The sequence below is a fragment of the Streptomyces sp. NPDC057445 genome (assembly GCF_042802855.1).
GTDB lineage: Bacteria > Actinomycetota > Actinomycetes > Streptomycetales > Streptomycetaceae > Streptomyces.
This window is the reverse complement of sequence record NZ_JBHVDH010000006.1, coordinates 154554-180562: the sequence shown is the minus strand read 5'-3', so window position 1 is coordinate 180562 and position 26009 is coordinate 154554. Positions and strand designations below refer to the sequence as shown.

Here is a 26009-nt window from a genome sequence, read left to right as displayed (position 1 = left end):
GAGATGAGAACGAACGAAAGAGGTCGATGAGGCGCGCCCCGACTTCTGATCCTAAACGGGGCCGGGGCGCTTCATACAACGCGTTTCTCAGTCCGTGAGGAACGCCACCAGCGCGTTCGCCAGCAGATGCGGGTCGTCCGCTCCGCACAGTTCACGCGCGCTGTGCATCGACAGGATGGCCACCCCGATGTCGACGGTCCGGATCCCGTGCCGTGCGGCGGTGATGGGGCCGATCGTCGTGCCGCACGGCATCGCGTTGTTGGAGACGAAGCTCTGCCACGGCACACCGGCGCGCTCGCACGCCGCGGCGAACACGGCCCGGCCGCTGCCGTCCGTCGCGTACCGCTGGTTGACGTTGACCTTCAGGATCGGGCCGCCGTTGACGCGGGGATGGTGCGTCGGGTCGTGCCGCTCCGCGTAGTTGGGGTGCACGGCGTGGCCGGTGTCGGACGAGAGGCAGATCGTGCCGGCGAAGGCCCGGGCCCGGTCCTCGTACGTACCGCCCCGCGCGAACACCGAACGCTCCAGGACCGACCCGAGCAACGGCCCGTCCGCACCGGTGTCCGCCTGGGAGCCGTTCTCCTCGTGGTCGAAGGCGGCGAGCACCGGGATGTACGGGAGTGCGTCGCTGCCGGAAACGGCGGCGAGCGCGGCCGTGGCCGCGTGCACGGACAGCAGATTGTCCATCCGGGGCCCGGCGACGAGCTCGCGGTCGCGGCCGAGATACGCGGGTGCCTCCAGCGCGTGCGTCATCAGGTCCCAGCCGGTGACGTCCCCGGCGGGGAGACCGGACTCCTCCGCGAGGAAGGAGATCAGGTCGCCGTCGCGGACGTTGTCGCCGAGGCCCCAGATGGGCTGCATGTGCTTCTGCTTGTCGAGTTGCAGACCCTTCTCGTAGATCGAGCGGTCCATGTGGATGGCCAGTTGGGGCACGCGCAGCAGCGGGCGGTCGATGTTGACCAGCCGGGTCGTGCCGTCGCGCAGGACGAGCCGGCCGGCCAGGCCGAGGTCGCGGTCGAGCCAGGAGTTGAGCAGCGGCCCGCCGTAGATCTCCACGGCGACCTGCCGCCAGCCGTGCGCAGCCATGTCGGGCTGAGGCTTGACCCGTAGGTTCGGCGAGTCGGTGTGGGCGCCGGCGATCCGGAACGGGGTGTGCGGCGCCGCGCCCTCGGGGACGTACCAGGCGACGATCGCGCCGCCCCGCAGCACGTACTTCCCGCCGCTCGTGCCGTCCCAGGGGTCGGTCTCCTCGACCTGCCGGAAACCGGCCTTCTCCAGCCGCGCGGCGGCGTTCGCCACGGCGTGGTACGGCGTGGGGGATGCCGCCAGGAAGGACATGAGGTCGTCGGTGTGGCCGCGGTCGAAGGCGGAGGGTGCGCTGCTCATGGGCCCAGCCTAAGAGGGCTGTCCACAGTCGGTCGATCCCGGTGAGATCGATGTCCATGTCCTGGCGTCCACGAGAACGAGGTCGGGCTCCGGAACGACGCGGCGGCCCGAGTTCCACGGCGTGTGGGTCCGGCCACGGCCGCGGCACCGGAAGGGACGTGCCGCCCCCGTGCGTGCGCCGCCCCGACAACGCGGACGGCCCGCTCCTGGCAGGAGCGGGCCGTCCGTCGGCGAAGCGATGTGGTGGGGAGTGCCGGAGGCCTAGAAGGCGGCCTCGTCCAGCTCCATCAGCTCGTTGTCGACACCGTCGGCGATCTCGCGGGCGAGCGAGACGCCCGGCAGGACGTTGGCGGCGAAGAACTTCGCCGCGGCGATCTTGCCCTGGTAGAAGACCTTGTCCTTGGCGGACGCCGTCCGGAGCTTCTCGGCGGCGACGGCCGCGCCGCGCAGCAGCAGGTAGCCGACGACGACGTCGCCGGAGGCCAGCAGCAGGCGGGTGGTGTTGAGGCCGACCTTGTAGATGTTCTTGACGTCCTCGCCGGTGGCGGTGAGGTCGGTCAGCATCCGGCCGACGATCGCCTCGAGGTCGACCGCGGCCTTGGCGAGCGCGTCACGCGCGCCGGCCAGCTCGTCGCCGCCGGTGCCGACGGCGAGGAACTTCTTGATCTCCTCGGCCAGCAGGTTCAGCGAGGCGCCCTGGTCGCGGACGATCTTCCGGAAGAAGAAGTCCTGGCCCTGGATGGCCGTGGTGCCCTCGTAGAGGGTGTCGATCTTGGCGTCGCGGATGTACTGCTCGATCGGGTACTCCTGCAGGTACCCGGAGCCGCCGAAGATCTGCAGCGACTGGGCCAGCTGCTCGTACGCCTTCTCGGAGCCGTAGCCCTTCACGATCGGCAGCAGCAGGTCGTTCAGGCCGTGCAGCGTCTTGGCGTCCTCGCCCGCGGCCTCCTTGAGGGCGATCTCGTCCTGGACGGAGGCGGTGTAGAGGACGAGGGAGCGCATGCCCTCCGCGTACGCCTTCTGCGTCATCAGCGAGCGGCGCACGTCCGGGTGGTTCGTGATGGTGACCTTGGGCGCGGTCTTGTCCATGAACTGCGACAGGTCGGAGCCCTGGACGCGCTCCTTGGCGTACTCCAGCGCGTTCAGGTAACCCGTCGACAGGGTGGAGATCGCCTTCGTGCCGACCATCATGCGGGCGAACTCGATGATCATGAACATCTGGCGGATGCCGTCGTGCTTGTCGCCGATCAGCCAGCCCTTGGCGGGGTGGCGGTCGCCGAACGTCATCTCGCAGGTGTTGGACGCCTTGAGGCCCATCTTGTGCTCGACGTTCGTCGCGTAGACACCGTTGCGCTCGCCGAGCTCGCCGGTCTCCCAGTCGAAGTGGAACTTCGGCACGAGGAAGAGGGACAGGCCCTTGGTGCCGGGGCCGTGGCCCTCGGGGCGCGCCAGCACGTAGTGGAGGATGTTCTCCTCCATGTCGTGCTCACCGGAGGTGATGAAGCGCTTCACGCCCTCGATGTGCCAGGAGCCGTCCTCCTGCTGGATCGCCTTGGTGCGGCCGGCGCCGACGTCCGAGCCGGCGTCCGGCTCGGTGAGGACCATCGTGGAGCCCCACTGCTTCTCGACCGCGATCTGGGCGACCTTCTTCTGCGCCTCGTTGCCCTCCTCGAAGAGGATCCCGGCGAAGGCCGGACCGGAGGAGTACATCCATATCGCGGGGTTCGAGCCCAGCAGCAGCTCGGCGTACGACCAGACCAGGGAGCGCGGGGCGGTGGTCCCGCCGATCTCCTCGGGCAGGCCGAGCCGCCAGTACTCGGAGTCCATGAAGGCCTTGTAGCTCTTCTTGAAGCTCGCGGGGACCGGCGCGGTGTTCGTCTCGGGGTCGAAGACCGGCGGGTTGCGGTCGGCGTCTATGAAGGACTCGGCGAGGTCGTTCTCCGCGAGGCGGGCGATCTCGTCCAGGATGCTCTTGGCGGTCTCGACGTCCATCTCCGCGAACGGGCCGGTGCCGTACAGCTTGTCGCGGCCGAGCACCTCGAAGAGGTTGAACTCGATGTCGCGGAGATTCGACTTGTAGTGCCCCATGGCGACGGCTCCGTAAGGGATCGGGAGGGGTTCCTCGTGCGTCAGTACACACATCTAGCAGCTGGTACCTCCGATGATGCTACCCGTCGGTAATAAGAAGCAACCCCTACCCGGGCAACTGTGACGCGTCTCAAGTGTGGCCTTCCCGAGGGCGGGTGCGGGGGGTGCGGCCCGGCTGCCGCCGCCCCGGGGGCCGTCCGCGTCGCGCAGCGTGCGTCGGCCGTCCGCCCCCGTGGGGCGATCGAATACGGCCAGGCGGAATCCGGCCGTTCTCCTGTGAGGGTGATCACCAATGCTGTGGCCCATTGGGCCGAGTTGGTATATCTGTACTGCACATTGGTATATCTGTACTGCACGGTGGGGATCTGTGCAGTGCGCGCGCAACGGGGAGAATCGTGTCGTCGGCAGAGTCACAAAAGAATATGCAACTCGACATTCGACTGCTCGGCTCGCTGGAAATTTCCCTGGGTGACCACCGGGTGGATGTCACGGCTCCGCGACTTCAGTCCGTTTTGGGTTCTCTGTTGCTGCACGCCGGTGATGTCGTCCCGGTGTCCTATCTCGTGGAAAGCGTCTGGGAGGGCGACACTCCGGCGGATCCCGTCAATCAGGTGGCGGCCTGCGTGTCCATGCTCCGGCGCAAGTTCGCAGCGGCAGGGGCGGGTAAGAATCTCCTGGTCACCCAGGCGCCCGGGTACCGTTTCGACGCGGGCGGCGCCAGGCTGGACACCGTCACGGCGATGCGGCTGCGCGCGGCGGCGCAGGAGGCCGTCGCCCAGGGGGACCCCGGGCGCGCACTTCCCGTTCTCAAGGAGGCGCTGTCCCTGTGGCGGGGGCCCGTACTTTCCGGAACGAACCGTCGCGTGTGGCTTCCCGAGGTGCACCGCTGGGAAGAGGAATACGTCGCCCTGCGCACAATGCGCTCGGACATCCAGCTGCGTCTCGGTCTGCACGAGGAATTGATTCCGGAACTCTCGGTGTTCGTTCAGCGATATCCGTTACTGGAAAAGCTGCGCGGTGTTCTTATGCTCGCTCTCGCCCGTTCGGGACGGCAGGCCGACGCATTGCAGATGTACCGGGAAACGGCGGACCATCTACGGGAGGAACTCGGGGTCACGCCGGGCGAGGAGCTGAGCCGGCTGCACGAGCAGATCCTGAGGGGCACCCTGCCGTCGGCCCCGTCGGCCGTCCGGACGGCCGCCCCGCTGCACGCCGCGGCCACCGCTCCGCCCGCCGCTCCGTCCGAGGCGGTGCCGGCGCGCCGGCCGTCGCCCGGCCCGCCCCCCGGATTCCCGCCCGCTCCCGCTTCCGGACCCATGCCCCCGCCCGCCCCGGGCCCCGTCGCCCCCGGACCCCGGACCGGCACCGGGCCCTGCCAGCTCCCCGGCGACCTCGCCGAGTTCACCGGCCGGCAGGAGGAGGTGGCCGCCGTCCAGGAGACGCTCGTGCCGGCTTCCCGCTCGGTACCGCTCGTGCTGCTCGTCGGCCAGGGCGGCACCGGCAAGACCGCGCTCGCCCTCCACGCCGCCCACCGGCTGCGCCCCGACTTCCCGGACGGGCAGCTCTATGTGAACCTGCGCGGGATGAGCGACGACCCCGTCCCTGCCGACGAGGCCCTCGCCCGTTTCCTGCGCGAACTGGGGCTGCCGGGCCCCCTGCCCGAAACACTGGACGAACGTGCCGAGGCGTACAGGAGCCTTCTTGCCGACCGGCGCACGCTGATCGTGCTGGACGACGCGGGCGACGCCCAGCAGGTGCTGCCGCTGCTGCCCGGCACGGCGACGAGCGCCGTCATCGTCACCAGCCGGTCCCGGCTGGCCACCATCCCCAGCACCCGGGTGCTGGAACTGGAGGTGTTCCGGAAGGAGCAGGCCCTCAGCCTGCTCGCCCTGCTGATCGGCCGGGCCCGGACCGACGCGGAACCGGAGGTCGCGGCGCGGCTCGTGGAGTACTGCGGCAGGCTGCCCCTGGCGGTGCGCATCCTCGGTGCCAAGCTCGCGTCCAAGCCGCACTGGCCGTTACGCAAGGCGGCGGCGCGGCTGGCCGACGAGCGGCGCAGGCTGGACGAACTGGCCCATGAGAACCTGGAGGTGCGGGCCAGCCTCGAGCTGTCCCACCAGGGCATCAGCCCGGCGGCCCGCCGGCTGTTCCGGCGACTGGCCCTGGTGGCGGCGGCGGACTTCGCGGACTGGGTCTGCGCGCCCCTGATGGAACTCCCCCTCGTCCAGGCCGAGGACCTGCTGGAGGAGCTGCTGGACGCGCGCCTGCTGGACGTGGTCAGCCCCGAGGGCGCCGGTGAGCTGCGCTACCGGATGCACGACCTGGTCCGGCTCTACGCGCTGGAGCAGGTGAACGACCTGGAGCCGAGGGACGAGCGGCTGGCCGCCCTGACCCGGCTGGGCATGACCACGCTCGCGCTGGCCGACCGGGCCCACCGCCTCGTGTGCGGCGGGGACTTCACCGTCGTGCACAACCTGGCCCAGCCACCGTCGGTCCCCGCCGACATCCTCGAACGTGTCGGAGCCGACCCGCTCGCCTGGTACGAGGCGGACCGCTTCGCGGTCACCGCGCTCTGTCAGCAACTGGCCGAACAGGGCCAGGACGAGCTGGCCTGGGACCTGGCCGCCACCTGCCGGTGCCAGTTCAGCCTCCGCTTCCACTTCGACGAATGGAAGGCGACCCACGAGGTCGCGCTGGAGGCCGCCCGGTCGCACGGTAACGAGCGCGGTACGGCGGCCATGCTGCTCGGCCTGGGCGACCTGCATCTGACCAAGCGGAACTACGCGCGGGCGCTTCCCCTGCTGGAGGAGTCGCGGACGCTGTTCCGGAAGGTGGGCGACGACCACGGGTACGCCCTGGCCCTGCGCAAGGCCGCCTGCGCGGACCGCATCCAGGGCCGGTTCGAGCAGGCGCTGGACAGGTGGCGGGAGTGCCTGCCCATCCTGCGCGCGGCGGGCGACATCGAGGCACAGGCGCAGGTGCTGCGCTGGAGCGGCCAGACGCTGCTGGAGCTGGGAGAGCCGGACCAGGCGGAGGACCTGCTGTACGAGGCGGCGAGGATCACCGAGGGGTTCCACGGGCGCAGCACCGCCCAGGTGCGGCTCAGCCTGGGGGAACACCATCTTTCGCGAGGTGAGCTGGAGCAGGCCGAGCGGGAGTTCACCCGGGGGCTGCGGGCCACGTTCGAGAACGGGGATCTGAGCGGGCACTGCCACGCGCTGTGGGGCCTGGGCTGGATCGACGTGCAACGCGGGCGCTGCCCCGAGGCCGAGGACCGTCTTCAGCGGGCGCGTTCCCTCTCGCGGCGCATCCAGGATCCACTGCTGGAGTCGGACGTCGTCCTCGGTCTCGCGGCCGTGTGCCGGATCTCCGGGCGGACCGCCGACGCGGTCGCCCTGCTCGAAGAGGGCGCGGCACTGTGCCGCCAGATCGAAGCCCCGGCCCGTCTGGAGCGCTTCCTCAAGGCCCTGGCGGAGCTGTCCCGCCCCCGCGAGGACGCGAACGCGCAGGCCGGGTGACCGTACGGGCCGCTTCAGTCCGCGGCCGGCGCCGAGTTCGCCACCGGGGCCGTGGGAAGGGCCACCCGGTACGTCCTCGGCCCGTCCCGCAGGCGCAACAGGACGGCCGCGTCGGGCGGCCCGGTGAACTGCAGCGTCCGCTCGTCGCTCCAGCCTCGGAGTCGGAACTCCCCGCCGCCGATGTGCTCCAGGCCGCAGAACGGCCGGTCGGCCAGGACGAGTACGGGGCCGTCGTCGGCGTACGCCACCTCCGCCGGTACGAGCGCTCCCGGGGGCGCGGAGCGCAGCCGCCGGGCCTCCGCGTACAGCAGGTGCCCCGGCCGTTCCCAGTTGGCGAACGACTCGGGCAGCCGGAACCGGCGCAGGAACGCCTGCGGCTCCGGCAGCGGTACGGGCGGCCGCAGCCGCAGGGCGTGCGGCCCGGCCAGGGTTCCGCGTAGGGGCCGGGGGAACAAGGCGCTCAGATCCTTGGTCTGGTGCAGGTCGACGACCAGGTGGATCAGTTCGCGGTCACCCTGGTTGACGACCGCGTACTCGCGCCAGGCCGCGGCGAACCAGAGCGAGCCGGCGGGCCAGTGATGACGCTCGGCGAAGAACACGACCTGGGACCAAGGTCCCGACACGACCGGGATGTGTACGCGGCACAGCCCCCAGGAGGGGCCCAGCTTGGCGGAACGAAGAGTCATGTCCCTGCCGCCCGGGCCCGCCGCCCACAGCCGGGCCGCGCGGACGGGGGCCGGCAGGCCCCGCAGGATCTCCCGGAAGTACGGCAGGTGCCTCAGCCAGGGAGTGTCCTGGAAACCCGTCAGGCTCGGGCCGCCCGAATCCGTCCGGTACGGGTCTCCCGCGATGCTCCGCAGCGGCAGTACCCGCCGCCCGCTCGCCGCCGAGAACGGGCTCCCCGAGCGGGCGGTGAACGCGGCCAGGTCCGCCCGCATACGGTCCACGTCATAACGCCGTTCAAGTTCGGCGCAGTTGGGCAGCAGTGCGCAGTGCGGACCGGAGTCGGGGGAGGGTTGGCTGTCACGACCCATGGGACTCACCGGAACTGATCGACGCCGAGCTTCACGACCATCCCCGTCACGGCCACGAGGAGGACGATCCGGACGAATCCGGAACCCCGCTTGAGTGCAGTGCGGGCGCCCAGGGTCGCGCCGACGATGTTGCACACGGCCATGCATGCGCCCACCAGCCACAGCACCTGCCCCTGGAGGGCGAAGACGCACAGCGCGCCGAAGTTCGTGCCGACGTTCACCACTTTCGCCAGCGCCGAGCTCTGCAGGAACTCCAGCGACAGCAGTCCGGTGAACGCAAGGATCAGGAAGGTTCCGGTGCCGGGTCCGAAGACGCCGTCGTAGAACCCGATCCCGCAGCCCGCGAAGGCGATGACCAGCAGGCGTCGGCGCCTGGTGACGGTCTCCGCGCCCTCCACGGCACCGAACGTGGGCCGCATGGCGACGAACACAGCCACCGCCACCAGCAGGGCCATGACGACCGGCCGGAACCAGTTCGCCGGCACCTGGGACGCCGACAGGGCGCCGAAGCCGGCGGCCGGCACCGCGAGCCCCGCCGCGGGCAGCGCCACCGACCTGGGCAGCTTGGTCCGCCGGGCGTAGGTGACGGCGGCGACCGTCGTCCCGGTGATCGCCGTCAGTTTGTTGGTGCCCAGCGCCACTGCGGGCGACAGCTGCGGGAAGGCCAGCAGCAGCGCGGGAATCAGGATCAGGCCGCCACCGCCGACCACCGCGTCCACCCAGCCCGCGGCGCCGGCGACCACCATCAGGCCGCTCGCGTCGATCACATCCACGGCTGTTCCTCACGCCGTGCCGGACAGTCCTCCCGGGAGGACGCCCCGGTCAAAAGATCCCGCCGATCTGCGCGAGCTCCGGCACCACACGCGGGCGCGGCATCATCAGCTCTGCCCAGCGCGGCACCGCCCGCAGCGAGTAGCAGCGGCGCAGCCACCGGTCCGCACCGTCGTAGCGGGGCGTGAAGGAGGAACGCCCGTGCGCGGCGATGTGGTTGTCCACGATCACCAGGTCGCCCGGAGCGAGGACGACGTCCTTGCAAACCGACTCCAGCGCCCGTGTCAGGGCCGCGAGCGCCTCGGTGCCCTCCGCGTCCGAAGCGGTCGTGTTGTGCGAATTGAACCGCATGAAGAGTTCCGGGCTCTGCCCGAACAGCACCGGGTGCGGGCCGGCCGTCGGCCGGGGCCCCGGAATATTGCGCGAGAAAGAGGTCGGATAAGCACTGCTGAACCGCGCGGAACGCAGAATTCGCTGCTGCTCGTCCGTCAGCAGCGACTGCGCCTCCCGCACGGAAGCCACCCGGGTGGCGGCCACGCCGTCGTGGTCCTGGCGCAGGCACAGCAGACCCAGGAAATCCGGGCGCAGCGGGTGGTGCACATTTTCCGTGTGGAAGTCGAAAGCGACGGAACCGCTGTTCTCGATGTGCTTCTCCTCCCCCTTCACCGGGTGCACATCGTGCAGCAGAGCCCCGTTCTTCTCGTCCTCATAACCGACGAGGGAACCGATCAGGTCGGCCACCAGCTTCAACGTGCCGGACGTGGGGTGCCGGTCGAGGTCGCCTCCGCCGTGCTGGTGCGGAGTGGGCGGGAGTTCCCCGACCGTCAGGCCACGGAGCAGGACGTACCCGGACCGCGAGGTGCCCTTGGCGAACGCGAGGAGACCCTCGCGCACGGCCGTCGGCATGTCCAGCAGCAGCCCCGCCAGCTCCGACGTCTCGGCACCCGGCAGCTCGGCGGCCCGCGCGGAGAGCTCCCACATCCGCCGCGCCTCGGCGGCCGACAAATCTATTTCCGTGTCCTGCAACAGTTCCAGACTCATTGCCCGGCTCTCCCCACTGAAAGGAATTGGTCGTTTTCCTCGTGGCCAATAACCTACAGAGAGGCGATGTCACATCGGTGTCAGACTGCTGTCAGCTCCATGTTCGTCCTTTCCGGGTAATGTCATGATGCGAATACCCCTTGACGCCTGCCGTTATTCCCTCCTAATTTTCGACGAGCCGTCGGCAGTGTCCGGCGGTGGATCGATAAACAGGGGAGAAAATTCATGCGGAAGTTTACGAGGACGCTTGTCGCCGGCGCGGCGGCGACGATCGCCTTCAGCGGCCTGCCGATGGTCACCTCGGCGGCCCACGCGGACCCGTCCTGCATCGTCAGTGCCGGCGGCTCGCCCGGCCGCCAGTCCTTCACGCTGCAGGTGAGGTCCAACCCGTGCAGCCGCCAGGTCCGCGCGTACGTCGAATGCGTGAAGGAATCCGGCGGTACCTTCAACGCGTACGGCCCCACGATCACCAGGCCCGGCAGCAGCAAGGCCGACTGCGGCTTCGCGTACGTCAACAAGCACGGCCACGAGGTCAACGTCCCGGGCCAGGGGTGGACCCGGTACACCTACTGATCTCCCACCGCGCGGGCGGCGGCGGCCATGACCGGGCCGCCGCCGCCCGCGGAGCAGGGGCGGCCGAGCCCGCCTAACAGGACGCCGTCTCGCACCGGACCGTCTTGCGTCCGACGCCCGGAGTGCGCCCCGCCGCTGTGACATGGCGTCCGTCTTCCCGGTCTCGTCCCCGTCCGTGACCCCAAGGTCCCCACGGCCCCGTCCTCACCCTCGCCGCCCCCGCCTGAGCCCGCTTCGTCGACTCGATCAAGGCCGGGCGTCCCACGCCCTGAGCGGGACCTGATCCGGACCCGGTGGCCGGGCCCGGTCGGGGGCACGGCTGGGTAGGCTTGCGCCCATGTACGGCTACGACCAGACCCCCGGCGCTCAGCAGCACTACGGCGCACCGCCGCAGCAGCCGATGTCCGGCATGCCGGGTGGTGGTTACGGCGAGCAGACGGCCGGTTACGGCGGGCAGCCGCTCTACCCCGAGCCCTCGCCGCCGTCGCTCGCCGATGCGGTGCGGGCGTTCACGACGGGGTCGCTGTCCGCCGAGGACTTCCAGCAGATGTTCGCGACGTCGAAGGTGTACTGCCCGCGCGGCGACAACCCCGGGTTTCTGGCGCTCCACAACACGCAGCAGCCGGTGATCCCGATGTTCTCCTCGCTCAAGGAGCTGCGCCGGTACGCGGGCAAGGAGTCGAAGTACTTCGTGCTCACCGGGGCCGAGGTGATCGACCTGCTGCCGACCGGGTACGGGTTCGTTCTCGACATGGAGGGCGACCACCGGATGGTCTTCGACGCCAAGGCCGTGGAGCAGATGGTCGACTTCGCCATGCGCCGGATGTACGGCTAGGGCCTCTCGTTCGGATCCTGCCGGGCTCGTGTGCCCTGGCGCCGCACCTGGCTGCGTTGTCGCCGGTCGCGGATGTCCCCCGGCCGCCGCCGGGAGGTGCCCCCACCCCGTGGACTCCTTGCTCCGCCCTGCGATGCACGCCGCCGGACCCCGCTCACCGACCCCGGCCTGATCCGTACGAAAGACCCTGGACGTACGGCAGGGGCCGCGGCCTCGCAGGAAGCGACGGAAGTCGCGGCCGTCTCCGACTTCCGGCGTACGAAAACGTCTGCTCACGCCGCCTAGTGTCCGCGTATGCAGCAGATGAGTGAGTTCCTCGTGGAACAGAAGATCACCGCTTTCGTGAACCGCTACGTGGTCACCGGCCCGGACGGCCGCGGCGTTCTCGCCTTCGCCGAGCAGAAGCGGCTCAAGCTGAAGGAGCAGGTCACTCTCTGGACCGGTGAGGACCGTGCCGAGGTGCTCGCCGGCTTCAAGGCCCGCCAAGTGATCGACTTCGGGGCCACGTACGACGTGACCGGACCGGACGGCGCCCCCATAGGCAGCTTCCGCAAGGACGCCAAGGCGTCGCTGCTGCGGTCCACCTGGCATCTGGCCCAGGGGGAGGCGCCCTCGGCCAGGGGGACGGAGCGCAGCCTCGGTGTCGCGCTGGCCCGCCGGGCCGTGGAGGTGGCCGACGCGGTGCTGCCGATCCCGCTGCCGGTGCCGTTCGTGTACCACTTCGACTTCGCCCGGGGCGGGGAGCCGGTGATGTCCGTGGAGCGCAAGTGGGGAATCCGGGACCGGTACGCCGTGCGGATCGAGGACCCGGCCCTCGACCGTCGGCTCGCCCTCTGCATGGCCGTGGCGATGGACGCTCTCCAGTCCCGCTGACCTGCCGACCCGCTGACCTGCCGCCCCGCTGACCTGCCGCCCGGCCGGGTCGGCGCTCGCTGCGGGACGGGGCCGGGGAATGTCCCGTCGAATCCGGACGTTCCCATTGCAGAAAGTTCAGGATTCAACTAACCTGGACGCACAAGGAGGTCATCCCATGCCTGCAGTGACTGTCGAGAACCCGCTCACCCTGCCGCGTGTCGCCGCGCCGGTGGACGCCGTGGCGTGTCCGGTGCTCGCCGTGACCACGGCGCCCAGCGGTTTCGAGGGGGAGGGCTTCCCGGTGCGGCGGGCGTTCGCCGGGATCAACTACAAGTACCTCGACCCGTTCATCATGATGGACCAGATGGGCGAGGTGGACTACGCGGCCGGAGAGCCCAAGGGCACCCCCTGGCACCCGCACCGTGGCTTCGAGACCGTCACGTACATCATTGACGGAACGTTTGTCCATCAGGACAGCAACGGTGGCGGCGGCACCATCCGCAACGGTGACACGCAGTGGATGACCGCCGGCTCGGGGCTGCTGCACATCGAGACACCGCCGGAGTCGCTCGTCATGTCCGGCGGGCTGTTCCACGGACTTCAGCTCTGGGTCAACCTCCCGGCCGCCGACAAGATGATGGACCCGCGCTACCAGGACATCCGCGGCGGCCATGTCCAGCTGCTGACGTCCCCGGACGGCGGCGCGCTGCTGCGTGTCATCGCCGGTGAGCTCGACGGCCACGAGGGTCCCGGCATCACCCACACGCCGATCACCATGATCCACGCGACCCTGCGTCCCGGCGCGGAGGTCACCCTGCCGTGGCGGGAGGACTTCAACGGGCTCGCGTACGTCCTGGCCGGCCGTGGCGGAGTCGGCACCGACCGCAGGCCCGTCCACATGGGCCAGACCGCGGTGTTCGGCGAGGGCGGCTCGCTGACCGTGTGGGCGGACGACAAGCAGAACGGCTCGCACACCGGTGACCTGGAGATCGTGCTGCTGGGCGGCCGGCCCATCCGCGAGCCGATGGCGCACTACGGCCCGTTCGTCATGAACACCCGCGAAGAGCTGCAGCAGGCCTTCGAGGACTTCCAGAAGGGCCGCCTCGGCACCGTCCCCGCCGTCCACGGGATGTGACGCGGGCGGAAGCCCGCCGGCACGAGGACACGGGCACGGGGTACGGGCCCACGGGCACGGGCGCGGGTGTCACCTGATGAGGTGTCACCCGCCCGGCCCAGACGGACGGGACGGACAGGCGCCACTGTGATCGGGTGGGCCAATGCAGACCATGCAGACCCTGCTTCCCGAGCCCGTGAAGCGCCTCGCCGCCTGGTGCGTGGTCGCACTCCTGGTGGCCGGTGTGGCTGCCATCGCGATCTGGCTGGTCATCACCTTCAGGACCGCCGTCACGCCCGTCCTGCTCGCCCTGCTCGGTACGGCTCTGCTCGGGCCGCTGTACCGGCGCCTGGTAAGGATGAAGGTCCATCCGTCGCTCGCCGCGGGCCTCACCTGTGCCGCCGTCGTCGTGGTCGTCGGCGGGGCGGTGTACATCGTGGTCAATGCGCTGATCGAATCCGGCGACCAGATCGTGGCCTCGCTCCGGCAGGCCGCCAAGGATGTCGCGAAGTACTTCGGGGCCGCCGGTACGTCGTTCGACGATCTGGCGGCGAACTCCAAGGAACTGCTCAGCAAGTTCGGCGGTACAGCCGCCTCCGGGGTGATCTCCGGACTGGGCATCGTCGCCGAGACGACCGCCATCGCCGTACTCGCCCTGCTGTTGATCTTCTTCTTCCTCCGCGACTCCGAGCGCGCGGTCGCCGCGGTTCGCTCCCTCGTGCCCCGTTCCACGGCCGACACCGTCGAGGCGATGGGCCGCCGGGCCTTCGAGGCGGTCGAGGGCTTCATGCGCGGGACGACGTTCATCGCGCTCATCGACGCCATCTGCATCACCGTCGGACTGCTGATCCTGCGTGTGCCGGGCGCCGTAGGGCTGGGGGCGCTCGTCTTCGTCGGGGCCTACATCCCGTATCTGGGGGCGTTCATCTCCGGCGCGGTGGCCGTCCTGGTGGCGCTCGCCGACCGGGGGTTCGTGATCGCGCTCTGGGCGCTGGGCGTCGTCCTCGCCGTACAGGTGCTGGAGGGCCACGTGCTGCAGCCGGTGATCCAGAGCCGTACCGTCCAGATGCATCCGGCGATCATCCTGCTGGCGATCACGGCGGGTGCGGGCATCGCCGGGATCCTCGGAATGCTGCTGGCGGTGCCCGTGACCGCCGCCGCGTTCGGGATCTTCGGTGAGCTGCGGAGGCGCTACGAACCCGTCGGTGATCCCACAGAGGGTCCCGGCGGCACGGCCTCCGGAGCGCCGTCCGGCGGACCCGGCTCGTAGAGCTCGAACCAGATCGACTTGCCCTTGCCGCGCGGCTCCACGCCCCAGACGTCCGCGAGGATCTCCATCAGCACCAGACCGCGTCCGGACGACGCCAGCTCGCCGGGCCGCCGCATGTGCGGAAGTTCGTCGCCGCCGTCCGAGACCTCCACCCGCAGTCGGCGGCTCCCTCGCTCGCCCGCCGCCTCCGCCACCAGCAGCGCGTCGCAGTCGGTGTGCACGAGCACATTGGTGAGCATCTCGGAGAGCATCAGCACGGCGGAGTCGATCTGCTCCGGGTCCGCCCAGTCGTGCAGCAGATCACGCAGCTGCTGCCGGGCGATCGCGATGCGCTCCGGTTCTGCCTGCGCCACCGTGAGGACGGTACGGCGCGGGGCCCGGCGCGGCGGCCGGCCGTGCCGGGACAGCAGCAGGACCGCGATGTCGTCCTCGCGCCGGTCGGCGAGCCTGCCGGTCGTGTAGTGGGACGCGGGGCCGTGCACGGCCTGGACGAGCGCGTCGGCGAGCTTCTCCAGCGATTCGCCCCCGTCGCGGTGCTCCTCCAGCACGGCACGGATCCGCTCCCAGCCGCTGTCGAGGTCGTGCCCGCCGGTCTCCAGCAGCCCGTCCGTGCACATCATGATCGTCTCACCGGCCTCCAGCACCGTCCGCGTCGTCGGATAGTCGGAGTCCGGGTCGATGCCGAGAGGCAGCCCGCCCTCGGTGGACGGCATGATGACCGTCCCGTCGGCCATCCGGACCGCCGGGCCCGGGTGCCCGGCGCGCGCGATCTCGACGGTGCCGGTCGACGGGTCGCACTCCAGATACAGACACGTGGCGAAGCGCGGCCAGGCGAACTGCCCGACCGGGTCCCCGTCGTCGTACACCTCGCTCTCCGCGTAGTCGTGCAGCCCGACCAGGAACCGGGACGTGCGGGCGAGCACGGCGTCGGGGCGGTGCCCCTCGGCCGCGTACGCACGAAGCGCGATCCGCAGCTGCCCCATCAGCCCCGCCGCCCGTACGTCATGACCTTGCACATCACCGATGACCAGGGCGATCCGCCCCGTGGGCAGCGGGATCAGGTCGTACCAGTCGCCGCCGACCTGCAGTCCGCCGCCGGTCGGGACATACCGCGCAGCCACCGACATCCCGGGGATCGCCGGTCCGAGCGACGGCATCATCGAGCGCTGCAGTCCGCGCGACAGCTCCCGCTCGTTGTCGGAGACCCCGGCCCGGGCGAGGGCCTGGGCCAGCATCCGCGCGACCGTGGTGAGCACGGACCGCTCGTCGGGGGTGAAGGCGACCGCATGGCTGAAGGCCGCCATCCATGAACCCATCGTGCGGCCCGCGACGATCAGCGGGACGAACGCCCAGGACTGGCGGCCGTAGCGCTCTATCACCGGCCAGACGAGCGGATAGCGGCGCCGGTACTCGCCGCGGGACGGGATGTACAGGGCCCGGCCGGTCCGGATGACCTCGGCGGCCGGGTACTCGGTGTCCAGCGGCATGTCGGCGAAGGGCCCGCCCTCGGCCGGGTCGTACCCGTGCTGGCCGAGGACCTTCAGCCGGTCGCCCTCGATCCCGAAGACGGCGAGGCCGTCCGGGGAGAAGCCCGGCATCGACAGGGAGGCGGCGACCCGCAGCACCTCCGCGGTGGACCGGGCCTCCGCCAGCGCCCGGCCCGCGTCCAGCAGGAACGCCTCGCGGGAGCGGCGCCAGTCGCCGGTGACGGGGGTGCGCGCGGCGCTCGTGTCCGGCCGGAGCTCGGCCACCTCCTGGAGGGTGCCGATCACCGTGTAGTCGCCGCCCTCGATGACCGGCTTGAAGCGGCTGCGGACGGTACGCAGCACATGGCCCTCGCTGTCCACGACGCGCAGCCGGGCCTCGGCGAGGGTGCCCTCGGAGGCCGCGAGATTCACGATGCCGTAGATCTCGTTCCAGTCGACCGGGTGGAAACGGGAGCGCACGGCGGCCACGGTGCAGGTGCGGGTGTCGGCGGGCAGCCCGAGCAGCCGGGCGGCCTCGGCGTCGAGGGCGACGGTCCCGGATGCGTTGTCCCAGCGCCACAGGCCGGTCGCGATCGCGGTCAGGACGTCCTCGGTGCGCATTTTTCCACTCTATTGGTGTCGCGATTCGTATCGCGTATGTATCCGCCCGCGGACCGCGGCGAGAGCCCCCGGACCCCGGGTCCGGGGCCCGCGGTCGGGGCCGCCCGGGGCCCCGCGCGTAATGCGGAAAGGGGATCGTGGGCCGGACGGTAACCTGGGTGGGTCTGCCCACATCCCCATTGCGACGAAGACTGGATGAACGACGATGCATCGGTACAGGTCCCACACCTGCGGCGAGCTCCGCGCCTCTGACGTCGGCACCGACGTCCGGCTGAGCGGCTGGCTGCACAATCGCCGAGACCTGGGCGGCATCCTCTTCATCGATCTCCGCGACCACTACGGTCTGGTCCAGCTGGTCGCCCGTCCCGGCACCCCGGCCAACGAGGCACTCAGCCACATCACCAAGGAGAGCGTCGTCCGCATCGACGGCAAGGTCTCCGCCCGTGGCGCCGAGAACGTCAACCCGGAGCTGCCGACCGGCGAGATCGAGATCGAGGTCACCGACGTCGAGGTGCTCGGCGCCTCCGCCCAGGTGCCCTTCACGATCAACACGGACGACGGTGTCAACGAGGAGCGGCGCCTGGAGTACCGCTTCCTCGACCTGCGCCGCGAGCGCATGCACCGCAACATCATGCTGCGCACCGCCGTCATCTCCGCCATCCGGCACAAGATGACCGCCCTGGGCTTCAACGAGATGGCCACCCCGATCCTCACCGCGACCTCCCCCGAGGGCGCCCGTGACTTCCTGGTGCCGTCCCGTCTGAACCCCGGCAAGTTCTACGCGCTGCCGCAGGCCCCGCAGCAGTTCAAGCAGCTGCTGATGATCGCCGGCTTCGACCGCTACTTCCAGATCGCGCCCTGCTTCCGTGACGAGGACGCCCGCGCCGACCGCTCGCCCGGCGAGTTCTACCAGCTCGACGTCGAGATGAGCTTCGTCGAGCAGGAGGACGTCTTCCGGCCGATCGAGCAGCTGATGACCGAGCTCTTCGAGGAGTTCGGCGGCGGCCGCCACGTCACGTCCCCGTTCCCGCGGATCCCGTTCCGCGAGGCGATGGTCAAGTACGGCTCGGACAAGCCGGACCTGCGCGCGCAGCTGGAGCTCCTCGACGTCACCGACGTCTTCGAGGGCTCCGACTTCAAGGCCTTCGCGGGCAAGCACGTCCGCGCCCTGCCGGTGCCGGCCGTCCAGGACCAGCCGCGGAAGTTCTTCGACCAGCTCGGCGAGTACGCGATCGAGCAGGGCGCCAAGGGCCTGGCCTGGGTGCGCGTCGGCGAGGACGGGTCGCTCTCCGGCCCCATCGCGAAGTTCCTCACCGAGGAGAACGTCAAGGTCCTCACCGAGCGCCTCGGCCTCCAGGCCGGTCACGCGGTGTTCTTCGGCGCCGGCGAGTTCGAAGAGGTCTCCAAGATCATGGGTGCGGTGCGGGTCGAGGCCGCACGCCGCGCGGGCCACTTCGAGGAGAACGTCTTCCGCTTCTGCTGGATCGTCGACTTCCCGATGTACGAGAAGGACTCGGACACCGGCAAGATCGACTTCTCGCACAACCCGTTCTCCATGCCGCAGGGCGGCCTCGAGGCCCTGGAGACCCAGGACCCGCTGGACATCCTCGGCTGGCAGTACGACATCGTCTGCAACGGCGTCGAGCTGTCCTCCGGGGCGATCCGGAACCACGAGCCCGAGATCATGTTCAAGGCCTTCGAGATCGCGGGCTACGACCGGGAGACCGTGGAGCGCGAGTTCTCCGGCATGCTGCGCGCCTTCCAGTTCGGCGCGCCGCCCCACGGCGGCATCGCCCCCGGTGTCGACCGCATCGTGATGCTTCTGGCCGACGAGCCGAACATCCGCGAGACGATCGCCTTCCCGCTGAACCAGAACGCGCAGGACCTGCTGATGGGCGCGCCCGCCGAGGTCGAGGAGGCGCGGCTGCGCGAGCTGAACATCGCCCTGCGCAAGCCTCCGGCCAAGTCCGGCGAGTGATCCTGCGCGGGATCCGACGCGTGCGAGGAGTGGCCCGGCCGGTGGCCGGACACGGCCCGTCCGGCCGCTGAACCGGCGTAAGGGGCCCGGAACCGAAAGGTTCCGGGCCCCTTACGCGGTCTCGCGTAATTCGTGGCCCCTTACGAGTCGTTCGCGCCGCACGGACCGTCGCCCGGCCGCCCGGCCGGGAAGGCAGACAGGTGTACCGGTGGCGCACCACCGGCGTCGGACCACGAGAGGACACCGCGTGGTGCTCAGCACCGTACTGACCAGAGCAGCGGCGGCGCTGCTGGCTGCCGGACTGCTGGCCGGGGGCTGCGCGACGAACTCGCCGTCGCCACCCGACCAGGGCCCGCCCCCTGCCCAGCAAGCGCGAGGCCTGAACAGCCCGAACGGCCAGGAGGCGGACCTCAGGGCCCCGGTCGGGCCGGCCCGGATCCCCGGGCTCGGTCCGGACACGCATGACCTCATCCCCGACGACACCTACCAGGCCGTCGTGGTGACGGGCTACGGCCCCGACTCCAGCCACTCCACGGTCACCCTGTACGAGCGCGACCCGTCGAAGGGCTGGGGGGCCGTCTCCGGAGCGTGGCGGGCCCACAACGGCCGCAACGGCTGGACCGACGAGCACTGGGCGGGGGACGGGCGGTCCCCGAACGGGGTCTTCGGGCTGACCGACGCGGGCGGCCGGCTGCCCGACCCGGGCACGAGGCTCCCGTACCACGAGACCTCCCTGTTCACCGCGACCGGCCGCGGCGTCCTCGGGGAGCCGCTCGAGGGCTCCTTCGACTACGTCGTCGCCATCAACTACAACCGCCGGGCGGGCGGATCCCCCCTCTACAGCGACTACAGCCGACCCCTCGGCTGGGACCGTGGCGGCGGAGTCTGGTTCCACGTCGACCACGAGGGCCCCACCCAGGCGTGCGTGTCGCTGACACGGGACCGGATGCGCCAGCTGCTGCGCTGGCTGGACCCGGAGCAGGAGCCGGTGGTGGTGATGGGGGACGCGGAGTCGCTGGAGCGCTGACCGGAAGGGACGCGGTTGGCTGCGCGGTCCGGGCGGCGGCCGGGGTGTTGCTCGTGCCTGCCGCCGGCGGCGCTGCGTCGGCACGTCCTACCGGCCGCCGGCGGCGCTGCGGCGGGGACGATACCTGTGCCGCTCGGGAAACGGCCTGCGGCGTCAGGCGGCGCTGTGCGGGCACGGTCTACCGGCCGCCGGTGGTGCGGCGGCGGGGATGTGACCTGTGCCGTCGGGAAACGGCCTGCGGCGTCAGGCGGTGCTGTGCGGGCACGTCCTACCGGTGGTGCGGCGGCACGGCTGAATCCGGCGGTCGGAGGCATCGGGCAGGCCCGTGCGAGGGGCCGTACGCGGCAGCGCCCGCACGGGAAAGGGGCCCGGGGAACGTCGCGGTTCCCGGGCCCCTTCCTCGGGTGCCTTACTGCGCGGGCTTCTCCTCCAGGCGCGGGAACAGCACCGCGCCCTTCGTCACCGTCGAGCCGGCCGGGAGCCTGCCCCAGTCGGCCGCGTCCTGGACGCGCTGGTCCGCCAGGGCGCCGAGCGAGGCCTCCGCGCCCAGCGAGTCCCACAGCTTCTGCGAGGTGTCGGGCATGACCGCGTTCAGCAGGACCGCCACGGCCCGCAGGGACTCGGCCGCCGTGTAGAGGACGGTCGCGAGGCGGGCCTGGCCCTCCTCGCTTTCGTCCTTGGCGACCTTCCAGGGCTCCTGCTCCGTGATGTAGCCGTTGACCTGCTTCACGAAGTCGAAGATCGCCAGGATGCCGCCCTGGAAGTCGAGCTCGTCGCCGATCCGGCGGTCCGCCTCGGCCACGGCCTTCGCCAGACCCTCCTGGACGGCCTTCTCGGCCTCACCGGCGGCCGTCGCCTCCGGCAGCGACCTTCCGAAGTACTTGCCGACCATCGCGGCGACGCGCGACGCCAGGTTGCCGTAGTCGTTGGCGAGCTCGCTCGTGTAGCGGGCGGTGAAGTCCTCCCAGGAGAACGAGCCGTCCTGGCCGAACGCGATCGCCCGCAGGAAGTACCAGCGGTAGGCGTCCACACCGAAGTGCGAGGTCAGGTCCTGCGGCTTGATGCCGGTGAGGTTCGACTTCGACATCTTCTCGCCGCCGACCATCAGCCAGCCGTTGGCCGCGATCTTCCCGGGCACCGGCAGGCCCTGCGCCATCAGCATCGCGGGCCAGATGATCGCGTGGAAGCGGAGGATGTCCTTGCCGATGAGGTGCACGTCCGCCGGGAAGGTCTTCTCGAACTTCTCCGGGTTCTCGTTGTAGCCGACCGCCGTCGCGTAGTTCAGCAGCGCGTCGATCCACACGTAGATGACGTGCTTCTCGTCCCACGGCACCTTGACGCCCCAGTCGAACGTCGACCGGGAGATCGAGAGGTCCTGCATGCCCTGCTTGACGAAGTTCACGACCTCGTTGCGGGCGGACTCGGGCTGGATGAAGCCGGGGTTCGACTCGTAGAACTCCAGCAGCTTCGGGCCGTACTCGCTGAGCTTGAAGAAGTAGTTCTCCTCCTTGAGGATCTCCACCGGCTTCTTGTGGATCGGGCAGAGCTTCTGCCCGGCGTACTCGCCCTCGCCGTCGATCAGATCGCCGGGGAGCTTGTACTCCTCACAGCCCACGCAGTACGGGCCTTCGTACCCGCCCTTGTAGATCTCGCCCTTGTCATACAGGTCCTGCACGAACTCCTGGACACGGTCCGTGTGACGCTTCTCCGTCGTCCGGATGAAGTCGTCGTTCGCAATCTCCAGGTGCTCCCAGAGAGGCTTCCATGCCTCCTCCACGAGCTTGTCGCACCACTCCTGCGGGGTGACGCCGTTCGCCTCCGCGGTGCGCATGACCTTCTGACCGTGCTCGTCCGTGCCGGTGAGGAACCACACCTTCTCGCCGCGCTGACGGTGCCAGCGCGTGAGCACGTCGCCTGCGACGGTCGTGTAGGCGTGGCCCAGGTGAGGAGCGTCGTTGACGTAGTAGATGGGGGTCGACACATAGAAAGCCTTCACGCCTTCGCTCGCCCCCTGCTTCTCGGATCCAGTGGCCGCCATGGTCGAAATCCTATCGGCCCTCCGGAGATCGACTCACACGCATAAACGGCGGACCGCCCACCGGAGACGTTCGCGAAACATCGCGTCCGGTAGAAACACCCATCCTGGGGGAGAGGACGGCGGACGTGGGAGGGGACGAGGTCATGCGCGTACTGGTCGCCGAGGACGAGGAGACGCTCGCGGAGCTGGTCGCCACGGGGCTGCGGCGGGCCGGTTTCGCCGTCGACACCGTCTACAGGGGCGACGCCGCCCTCGACTGCCTGGGGCTGCACGACTACGACGTCATCGTCCTCGACCGCGATCTGCCGGGGGTGCACGGGGACGACGTGGCACGCGACCTGGTCGCCTCGGCGTCGCGGACCCGGATCCTGATGCTGACGGCCGCCGCGTCCATGGAGGACAAGGTGGAAGGGCTCGACCTGGGGGCGGACGACTATCTGGCCAAGCCGTTCGAGTTCCCCGAGCTGGTGTCGCGGGTGCGGGCGCTGCGGCGGCGCGGGGCGCGCCCGCCGGTACCGCCGCTGCTGGAGCGGCACGGGCTCCGGCTCGACACGGTACGCAGGACCGCGGAGCGGGACGGACGGGACCTGGATCTGTCGCCCAAGGAGTTCTCGGTACTGCAGATCCTGCTGGAGGCGGACGGGGCGGCGGTCTCGGCGGAGGAGCTTCTGGAACGGGCCTGGGACGCGCACGCGGACCCGTTCACGGGGGCGGTGCGGGTCTGTATGAGCAAGCTGCGCGGGAAGCTGGGGGAGCCGGGGCTCATCCGTACGACGCAGGGTGTGGGGTACGCGCTGTGACGCCCCAGCTCGGACCCGGCTCCACCATCCGTACGCGGATCGCGATGGTCTACGGAGCCGCCTTCCTGGTCCTCGGGACCTGCCTGCTCGGGGCCGTGAACCTGCTGTCCCGCGCCGGTACGGAGGACGAGGCGGCGGCCATCGCGGCGCGGACGGGGCCCGCACTGCCGATGAGCGAGGTCACGGTCGGCCGGCTGGCGGAGGACGTCCGTGACGCGCTGTCGGAGCAGATGCTCGTCTGGTCGGTGTTCGCCCTGCTGGGGACGGCGGTGTGCGCGGTGGTGGTGGGGTGGTGGACGGCGGGGCGTGTGCTGCGTCCCGTGCACGAGATGACCGCCAAGGCGCGGCGGCTGTCCGAGCACACCCTGGACCGGCGGCTCGCGGTGGTGGGGCCGGACGACGAGCTCAAGGAGCTCGGGGACACGATCGACGCCCTGCTGGCGCGGCTGGAGACGGCGTTCGACAGCCAGCGGAGGTTCATCGCGAACGCCTCGCACGAGCTGCGGACGCCGCTGGCGACGCAGCGGACCGCGATCCAGGTCGGCCTGGACGAGTCGGCGTCCGCCCAGGAGATCGCCCGCACGAAGCAGATGCTCCTCGACAGCAACCGGCGCAGCGAGCGGCTGATCGAAGGACTGCTGGTTCTGGCCCGCAGCGAGCGTGGCCTGGAGGAGCGGGAGGACGTCCGCCTCGGGGACGTCGTACGCGAGGAGTGCGAGCGCTACGGGATCGATGCCGAGGTGGTGTCTTCCGGAGCCGTCGTACGCGGAAACCGGCTGCTGCTCGCGCAGTTGGTGCGGAACCTGGTCGCGAACGCGGTGGCGTACAACGTGCCGGACGGGACGGTGGACGTACGGGTCGAGGACGGCGGCGGCCTGGTGGTCGCCAACACCGGCCCGACCGTGGACGCGTCGGACATCCCTGGGCTTTTCGAACCGTTCCGGCGGGGAGAGGGCCGGGACCGGATGGGGCCGGGGGCAGGGCTGGGGCTCTCCATCGTGCGGTCGATCGCCGTGGCGCACGGCGGGACGGTGACCGCGGAACCGGGTCCGGAGGGCGGGCTCGTGATGCGGGTGAGCCTGCCCTCCGGCGCCGGTGTCCCGCTCTAGGTCGTTACTTCCAGGCCGTGTTCGAGAACTCCCGCCCGGCTCGCGACTCCCCCAGTGCTTCGCCTGGGAGGTACCCCGGCACGCACCCTCGCTGCGTTGTCGGAGTCGTCCAAGTACGTCCGGTACGAGGGTGCTCTCCCCCAGCCACCGCCGGGAGGTGCCCCACCGCCTTGCGACTGCACGTAACGGACGCCACGAGCCCGCCTGCGCGCGGACGGCGTCAGTTCTCGAACACGACCCAGGGTCTTTCGTTCGGATCAGGCCGGATCAGCCGGCGGCGCCAGGGCACGCGAGCCCGGCAAGATCCGAACGAGAGGCCCTAGCCCTTGCGGCTCTTCAGCCACTCCGGGAAGCGGCCGAGCAGCCCCTGGTAGAGCTCCTCGTCCGTGAGCTCGCGGGGGTCCGGTCCCGCGTGGAACAACGCGGCGTTGTCCACGGCGCTGTCCGCGTCGATCTTGCGGAGGAAGTCGAAGCCCTTGGCCTCGTACTCGCCGAACGCCACGAACTGCCAGAACAGCGGCTTCGCCGACGCGTCCGCGAGGGCCTGCTTGGCGGGCTGCTTGGCGTCCGGAGGGCCGTCGGTCTGGAAGACGACGAGGGCGGGGACGTCCGTCCCGGACTTCTCGTAGTGCTCCATGATCTGCTCGACGGCGCGGTGGTAGCTGGTGCGTCCCATGTGGCCGAGACCGGCGTGGAGTTCGTCCACACGGCCCTCGTGGTCGGTGAGCGTCAGCTCGCCGGTGCCGTCGATGTCGGTCGAGAAGAACACCACGTGAACGTTCGCGGCCTCGTCCAGGTGGGCGGCGAGCGCGAGTACCTGCTCGCCGAGCTGCTGCGCGCTGCCGTCCTTGTAGTACGGCCGCATCGACCCGGAGCGGTCGAGCACCAGGTACACCCTGGCCCGCGCCCCGGCCGCACCGGCGTCCTCGAGCACGGTGCCGGCGGCCTTGTAGGCCCCGACGAGCCCGGCGGCCCGTGCCTTGACGCGCGCCAGCGAGTAGGCGGGCTTTCCGGCGGCGGTGGCGTCGTCCTCGGCGGTCTCCGCGTCTTCGGCGGTCGTCACCTCGGCGGCTTCCGCCTCGGCGCCGGGTGCGGACTTCTGGGTGTCGTCCTCGGCGGGTGTCGGCTCCGTCGCCTCCTGTGCGGGGACGGCCGCGGCAGCGGTGTCCGTCTGCTCGGCGGCGGCCGGTTCGGCGGCGGCCTCGGGGGCGTCCGCGTCTTCGGCGGTCCCGGCGTCGGCGGCGGGCTCGTCGACTGCGGCAGGGGCCGGCTCCGCGGTCTCGGTCCCGCTCGTGGGCGCGGACGCGATCTCCGAAGCCTCTGAGGCCTCTGAGGCCTCAGATGTGTCCGGGGTGTCCGGGTTGCTGTCCTCGGCCTGCGCGGGTGCGCTCTGCGTCTCGGCGGCCTCGGGGGCGGCCTCGGCGACGGTGGCGGGCGCCGGTTCGGGTTCCGTGGTCGTCTGCGCGGGGATCGACGCGGTGGGGACGGGGGCGGGGGCTTCGGCGGCTTCCGCCTCGGCGCCGGGTGCGGACTCCTGGGTGTCGTCCTCGGCGGGTGTCGGCTCCGTGGCCTCCTGTGCGAGGACGGCCGCGGCGGCGGTGTCCGTCTGCTCGGCGGCGGCCGGTTCGGCGGCGGCCTCGGGGGCGTCCGCTTCTTCGGCGGTCCCGGCGTCGGCGGCAACCGTGGATTCCGGCTCCGCGGTTGCGGACCCCGTGGTCTCGTCCGCCGTAGCGGTGTCCGTAGCGGTGTCCGTAGCGGCCTCGGCGGCCTCGGCCGCCGCGACGGTCTCCGTGGCCGGTGCGCTGTCCGCCTCGTCCACCGCCTCCGCGCCGGCGGTGTCTTCCGTGGCCTTCTCGACGGAGGCCTCGGCCACCGGCGTATCCGCCTCCGCCTCCGCCTCCGCCTCCGCAGCCGCAGCCGCATCAGCGTCCGCCTGCACCGGCTCGATTGCCTCGGTGTCCGCTTTCACCCGGTCCGTATCGGCCGACGGGGTCAGCTGTTGGTCCGTCCCGGTCTCAGGGGCGGGGGACTCCGCCCGGCCCGTGTCCCCGGCCGGCTCGGCCGAGGTCGTGTCCGACGTCGTCCGCGCCGACGGGATCGTCGGTCGCGGCGGCGGGCTGTCGAAGGCCGCCGCCACCAGGTCGGCCGCGCGCTCCTCGGGGGAGGCGGACCCCGTGGGGGCCTCGGCCTGGGGCGGGACGCCAGGGGCGGTCTGGGTCGTCGTCGGGGCGGCCGAGGACGACGACTCCGTACGCTCACGTCCAAACACCTTGCGCAGCAAGCTCCGAATGCCCATGGGCGAGGCCTTTCGCGTAATTGGGTGCGATCCATGTCCGGTCCAGGCGCGGCTGCCCCGCATCCCTGGCCACGGCGGACACGTAAGGTTAGCCGCCGCCCGTTCCGCAACTCAGCAACCCCCTCCGGTGTCAAGACCACCCCGGTCGGCCCGGATTCATCCCGTGTTCACCTGCCCGCTGCCGCATTG

Annotated in this window: 18 protein-coding genes; 10 read left to right on the top strand and 8 right to left on the bottom strand. The window is 70.8% G+C overall.

Features of this window, described 5'->3' with window-relative positions; translation table 11 throughout:
* Positions 1-87 precede the first annotated feature (87 nt).
* Complete coding sequence (locus tag ACFU5O_RS16490; protein ID WP_384240725.1) at positions 88-1386, bottom strand: M18 family aminopeptidase; 1299 nt, start codon at positions 1384-1386, stop codon at positions 88-90.
* Between the two features lie 261 nt (positions 1387-1647).
* Entirely contained in the window at positions 1648-3474 is a 1827-nt protein-coding gene (locus ACFU5O_RS16485; protein WP_384241086.1) for an acyl-CoA dehydrogenase, read from the bottom strand.
* 422 nt (positions 3475-3896) lie between these two features.
* Here ACFU5O_RS16485 and ACFU5O_RS16480 point away from each other — a divergent pair, with 422 nt between their 5' ends.
* Complete coding sequence (locus tag ACFU5O_RS16480) at positions 3897-6992, top strand: BTAD domain-containing putative transcriptional regulator (RefSeq protein ID WP_384240723.1); 3096 nt, start codon at positions 3897-3899, stop codon at positions 6990-6992.
* Between the two features lie 14 nt (positions 6993-7006).
* On the opposite strand, the gene ACFU5O_RS16475 is transcribed toward ACFU5O_RS16480, so the two are convergent.
* From ACFU5O_RS16475 to ACFU5O_RS16465, 3 genes are all read right to left on the bottom strand, one after another.
* The gene (locus ACFU5O_RS16475) at positions 7007-8026 is read right to left on the bottom strand and encodes a hypothetical protein (RefSeq protein WP_384240721.1); all 1020 of its coding nucleotides are present in this window, start codon (positions 8024-8026) and stop codon (positions 7007-7009) included.
* Between the two features lie 5 nt (positions 8027-8031).
* A complete protein-coding gene (locus ACFU5O_RS16470; protein ID WP_384241084.1) occupies positions 8032-8772 on the bottom strand; it encodes a TSUP family transporter in 741 nt (246 codons plus the stop codon).
* Between the two features lie 76 nt (positions 8773-8848).
* The gene (locus ACFU5O_RS16465) at positions 8849-9838 is read right to left on the bottom strand and encodes a TauD/TfdA family dioxygenase (RefSeq protein ID WP_384240719.1); all 990 of its coding nucleotides are present in this window, start codon (positions 9836-9838) and stop codon (positions 8849-8851) included.
* A 225-nt stretch (positions 9839-10063) separates the two neighbouring features.
* Between ACFU5O_RS16465 and ACFU5O_RS16460 the strand changes: the two genes are divergently transcribed.
* The 5 genes from ACFU5O_RS16460 (at position 10064) to ACFU5O_RS16440 (ending at position 14485) form a co-directional block, all read left to right on the top strand.
* Positions 10064-10411, top strand: coding sequence for a hypothetical protein (locus ACFU5O_RS16460; RefSeq protein WP_384240716.1), 348 nt, complete (start codon positions 10064-10066; stop codon positions 10409-10411).
* Positions 10412-10748: 337 nt separating this feature from the next.
* Positions 10749-11246 carry an SseB family protein gene (locus tag ACFU5O_RS16455; RefSeq protein WP_384240714.1) on the top strand — a complete coding sequence of 166 codons (498 nt, stop codon included), beginning with the start codon at positions 10749-10751 and terminating at the stop codon, positions 11244-11246.
* A 294-nt stretch (positions 11247-11540) separates the two neighbouring features.
* Positions 11541-12119, top strand: a complete 579-nt coding sequence (locus ACFU5O_RS16450) for a hypothetical protein (protein ID WP_384240712.1) — start codon at positions 11541-11543, stop codon at positions 12117-12119.
* Between the two features lie 157 nt (positions 12120-12276).
* Positions 12277-13236, top strand: coding sequence for a pirin family protein (locus ACFU5O_RS16445; RefSeq protein WP_384240709.1), 960 nt, complete (start codon positions 12277-12279; stop codon positions 13234-13236).
* A gap of 142 nt (positions 13237-13378) precedes the next feature.
* Entirely contained in the window at positions 13379-14485 is a 1107-nt protein-coding gene (locus tag ACFU5O_RS16440; protein WP_384240707.1) for an AI-2E family transporter, read from the top strand.
* On the opposite strand, the gene ACFU5O_RS16435 is transcribed toward ACFU5O_RS16440, so the two are convergent.
* Positions 14407-16572 (bottom strand): SpoIIE family protein phosphatase, encoded by a 2166-nt coding sequence (locus ACFU5O_RS16435; protein ID WP_384240706.1) that lies wholly within the window; start codon positions 16570-16572, stop codon positions 14407-14409. The two genes, ACFU5O_RS16440 and ACFU5O_RS16435, sit on opposite strands and share 79 nt — an antisense overlap.
* Positions 16573-16777: 205 nt before the next feature.
* Between ACFU5O_RS16435 and aspS the strand changes: the two genes are divergently transcribed.
* Both aspS and ACFU5O_RS16425 read left to right on the top strand, forming a co-directional pair.
* Complete coding sequence (gene aspS / locus ACFU5O_RS16430) at positions 16778-18550, top strand: aspartate--tRNA ligase (RefSeq protein ID WP_384240703.1); 1773 nt, start codon at positions 16778-16780, stop codon at positions 18548-18550.
* A 250-nt stretch (positions 18551-18800) separates the two neighbouring features.
* Positions 18801-19577 (top strand): hypothetical protein, encoded by a 777-nt coding sequence (locus tag ACFU5O_RS16425; protein WP_384241082.1) that lies wholly within the window; start codon positions 18801-18803, stop codon positions 19575-19577.
* Positions 19578-19986: 409 nt separating this feature from the next.
* On the opposite strand, the gene metG is transcribed toward ACFU5O_RS16425, so the two are convergent.
* Positions 19987-21615 carry a methionine--tRNA ligase gene (gene metG, locus ACFU5O_RS16420; protein ID WP_384240701.1) on the bottom strand — a complete coding sequence of 543 codons (1629 nt, stop codon included), beginning with the start codon at positions 21613-21615 and terminating at the stop codon, positions 19987-19989.
* A gap of 143 nt (positions 21616-21758) precedes the next feature.
* On the opposite strand from metG, the gene ACFU5O_RS16415 reads away from it, so the two are divergent.
* Complete coding sequence (locus tag ACFU5O_RS16415; RefSeq protein WP_384241079.1) at positions 21759-22415, top strand: response regulator transcription factor; 657 nt, start codon at positions 21759-21761, stop codon at positions 22413-22415.
* A gap of 44 nt (positions 22416-22459) precedes the next feature.
* Positions 22460-23524, top strand: coding sequence for a sensor histidine kinase (locus ACFU5O_RS16410; RefSeq protein ID WP_384241077.1), 1065 nt, complete (start codon positions 22460-22462; stop codon positions 23522-23524).
* A 319-nt stretch (positions 23525-23843) separates the two neighbouring features.
* On the opposite strand, the gene ACFU5O_RS16405 is transcribed toward ACFU5O_RS16410, so the two are convergent.
* Positions 23844-25820 (bottom strand): VWA domain-containing protein, encoded by a 1977-nt coding sequence (locus ACFU5O_RS16405; protein WP_384240698.1) that lies wholly within the window; start codon positions 25818-25820, stop codon positions 23844-23846.
* Positions 25821-26009: the final 189 nt, after the last annotated feature.

Coding starts and splice junctions, on each gene's coding strand:
- ACFU5O_RS16465 (WP_384240719.1), bottom strand. CDS start 9,838: ATGAGTCTGGAACTGTTGCAGGACACGGAAATAGATTTGTCGGCCGCC.
- ACFU5O_RS16445 (WP_384240709.1), top strand. CDS start 12,277: ATGCCTGCAGTGACTGTCGAGAACCCGCTCACCCTGCCGCGTGTCGCC.
- aspS (WP_384240703.1), top strand. CDS start 16,778: ATGCATCGGTACAGGTCCCACACCTGCGGCGAGCTCCGCGCCTCTGAC.
- ACFU5O_RS16435 (WP_384240706.1), bottom strand. CDS start 16,572: ATGCGCACCGAGGACGTCCTGACCGCGATCGCGACCGGCCTGTGGCGC.
- ACFU5O_RS16440 (WP_384240707.1), top strand. CDS start 13,379: ATGCAGACCATGCAGACCCTGCTTCCCGAGCCCGTGAAGCGCCTCGCC.
- ACFU5O_RS16480 (WP_384240723.1), top strand. CDS start 3,897: ATGCAACTCGACATTCGACTGCTCGGCTCGCTGGAAATTTCCCTGGGT.
- ACFU5O_RS16455 (WP_384240714.1), top strand. CDS start 10,749: ATGTACGGCTACGACCAGACCCCCGGCGCTCAGCAGCACTACGGCGCA.
- ACFU5O_RS16450 (WP_384240712.1), top strand. CDS start 11,541: ATGCAGCAGATGAGTGAGTTCCTCGTGGAACAGAAGATCACCGCTTTC.
- ACFU5O_RS16475 (WP_384240721.1), bottom strand. CDS start 8,026: ATGGGTCGTGACAGCCAACCCTCCCCCGACTCCGGTCCGCACTGCGCA.
- ACFU5O_RS16485 (WP_384241086.1), bottom strand. CDS start 3,474: ATGGGGCACTACAAGTCGAATCTCCGCGACATCGAGTTCAACCTCTTC.
- ACFU5O_RS16405 (WP_384240698.1), bottom strand. CDS start 25,820: ATGGGCATTCGGAGCTTGCTGCGCAAGGTGTTTGGACGTGAGCGTACG.
- ACFU5O_RS16490 (WP_384240725.1), bottom strand. CDS start 1,386: ATGAGCAGCGCACCCTCCGCCTTCGACCGCGGCCACACCGACGACCTC.
- ACFU5O_RS16460 (WP_384240716.1), top strand. CDS start 10,064: ATGCGGAAGTTTACGAGGACGCTTGTCGCCGGCGCGGCGGCGACGATC.
- ACFU5O_RS16415 (WP_384241079.1), top strand. CDS start 21,759: ATGCGCGTACTGGTCGCCGAGGACGAGGAGACGCTCGCGGAGCTGGTC.
- ACFU5O_RS16410 (WP_384241077.1), top strand. CDS start 22,460: ATGGTCTACGGAGCCGCCTTCCTGGTCCTCGGGACCTGCCTGCTCGGG.
- metG (WP_384240701.1), bottom strand. CDS start 21,615: ATGGCGGCCACTGGATCCGAGAAGCAGGGGGCGAGCGAAGGCGTGAAG.
- ACFU5O_RS16470 (WP_384241084.1), bottom strand. CDS start 8,772: ATGGTGGTCGCCGGCGCCGCGGGCTGGGTGGACGCGGTGGTCGGCGGT.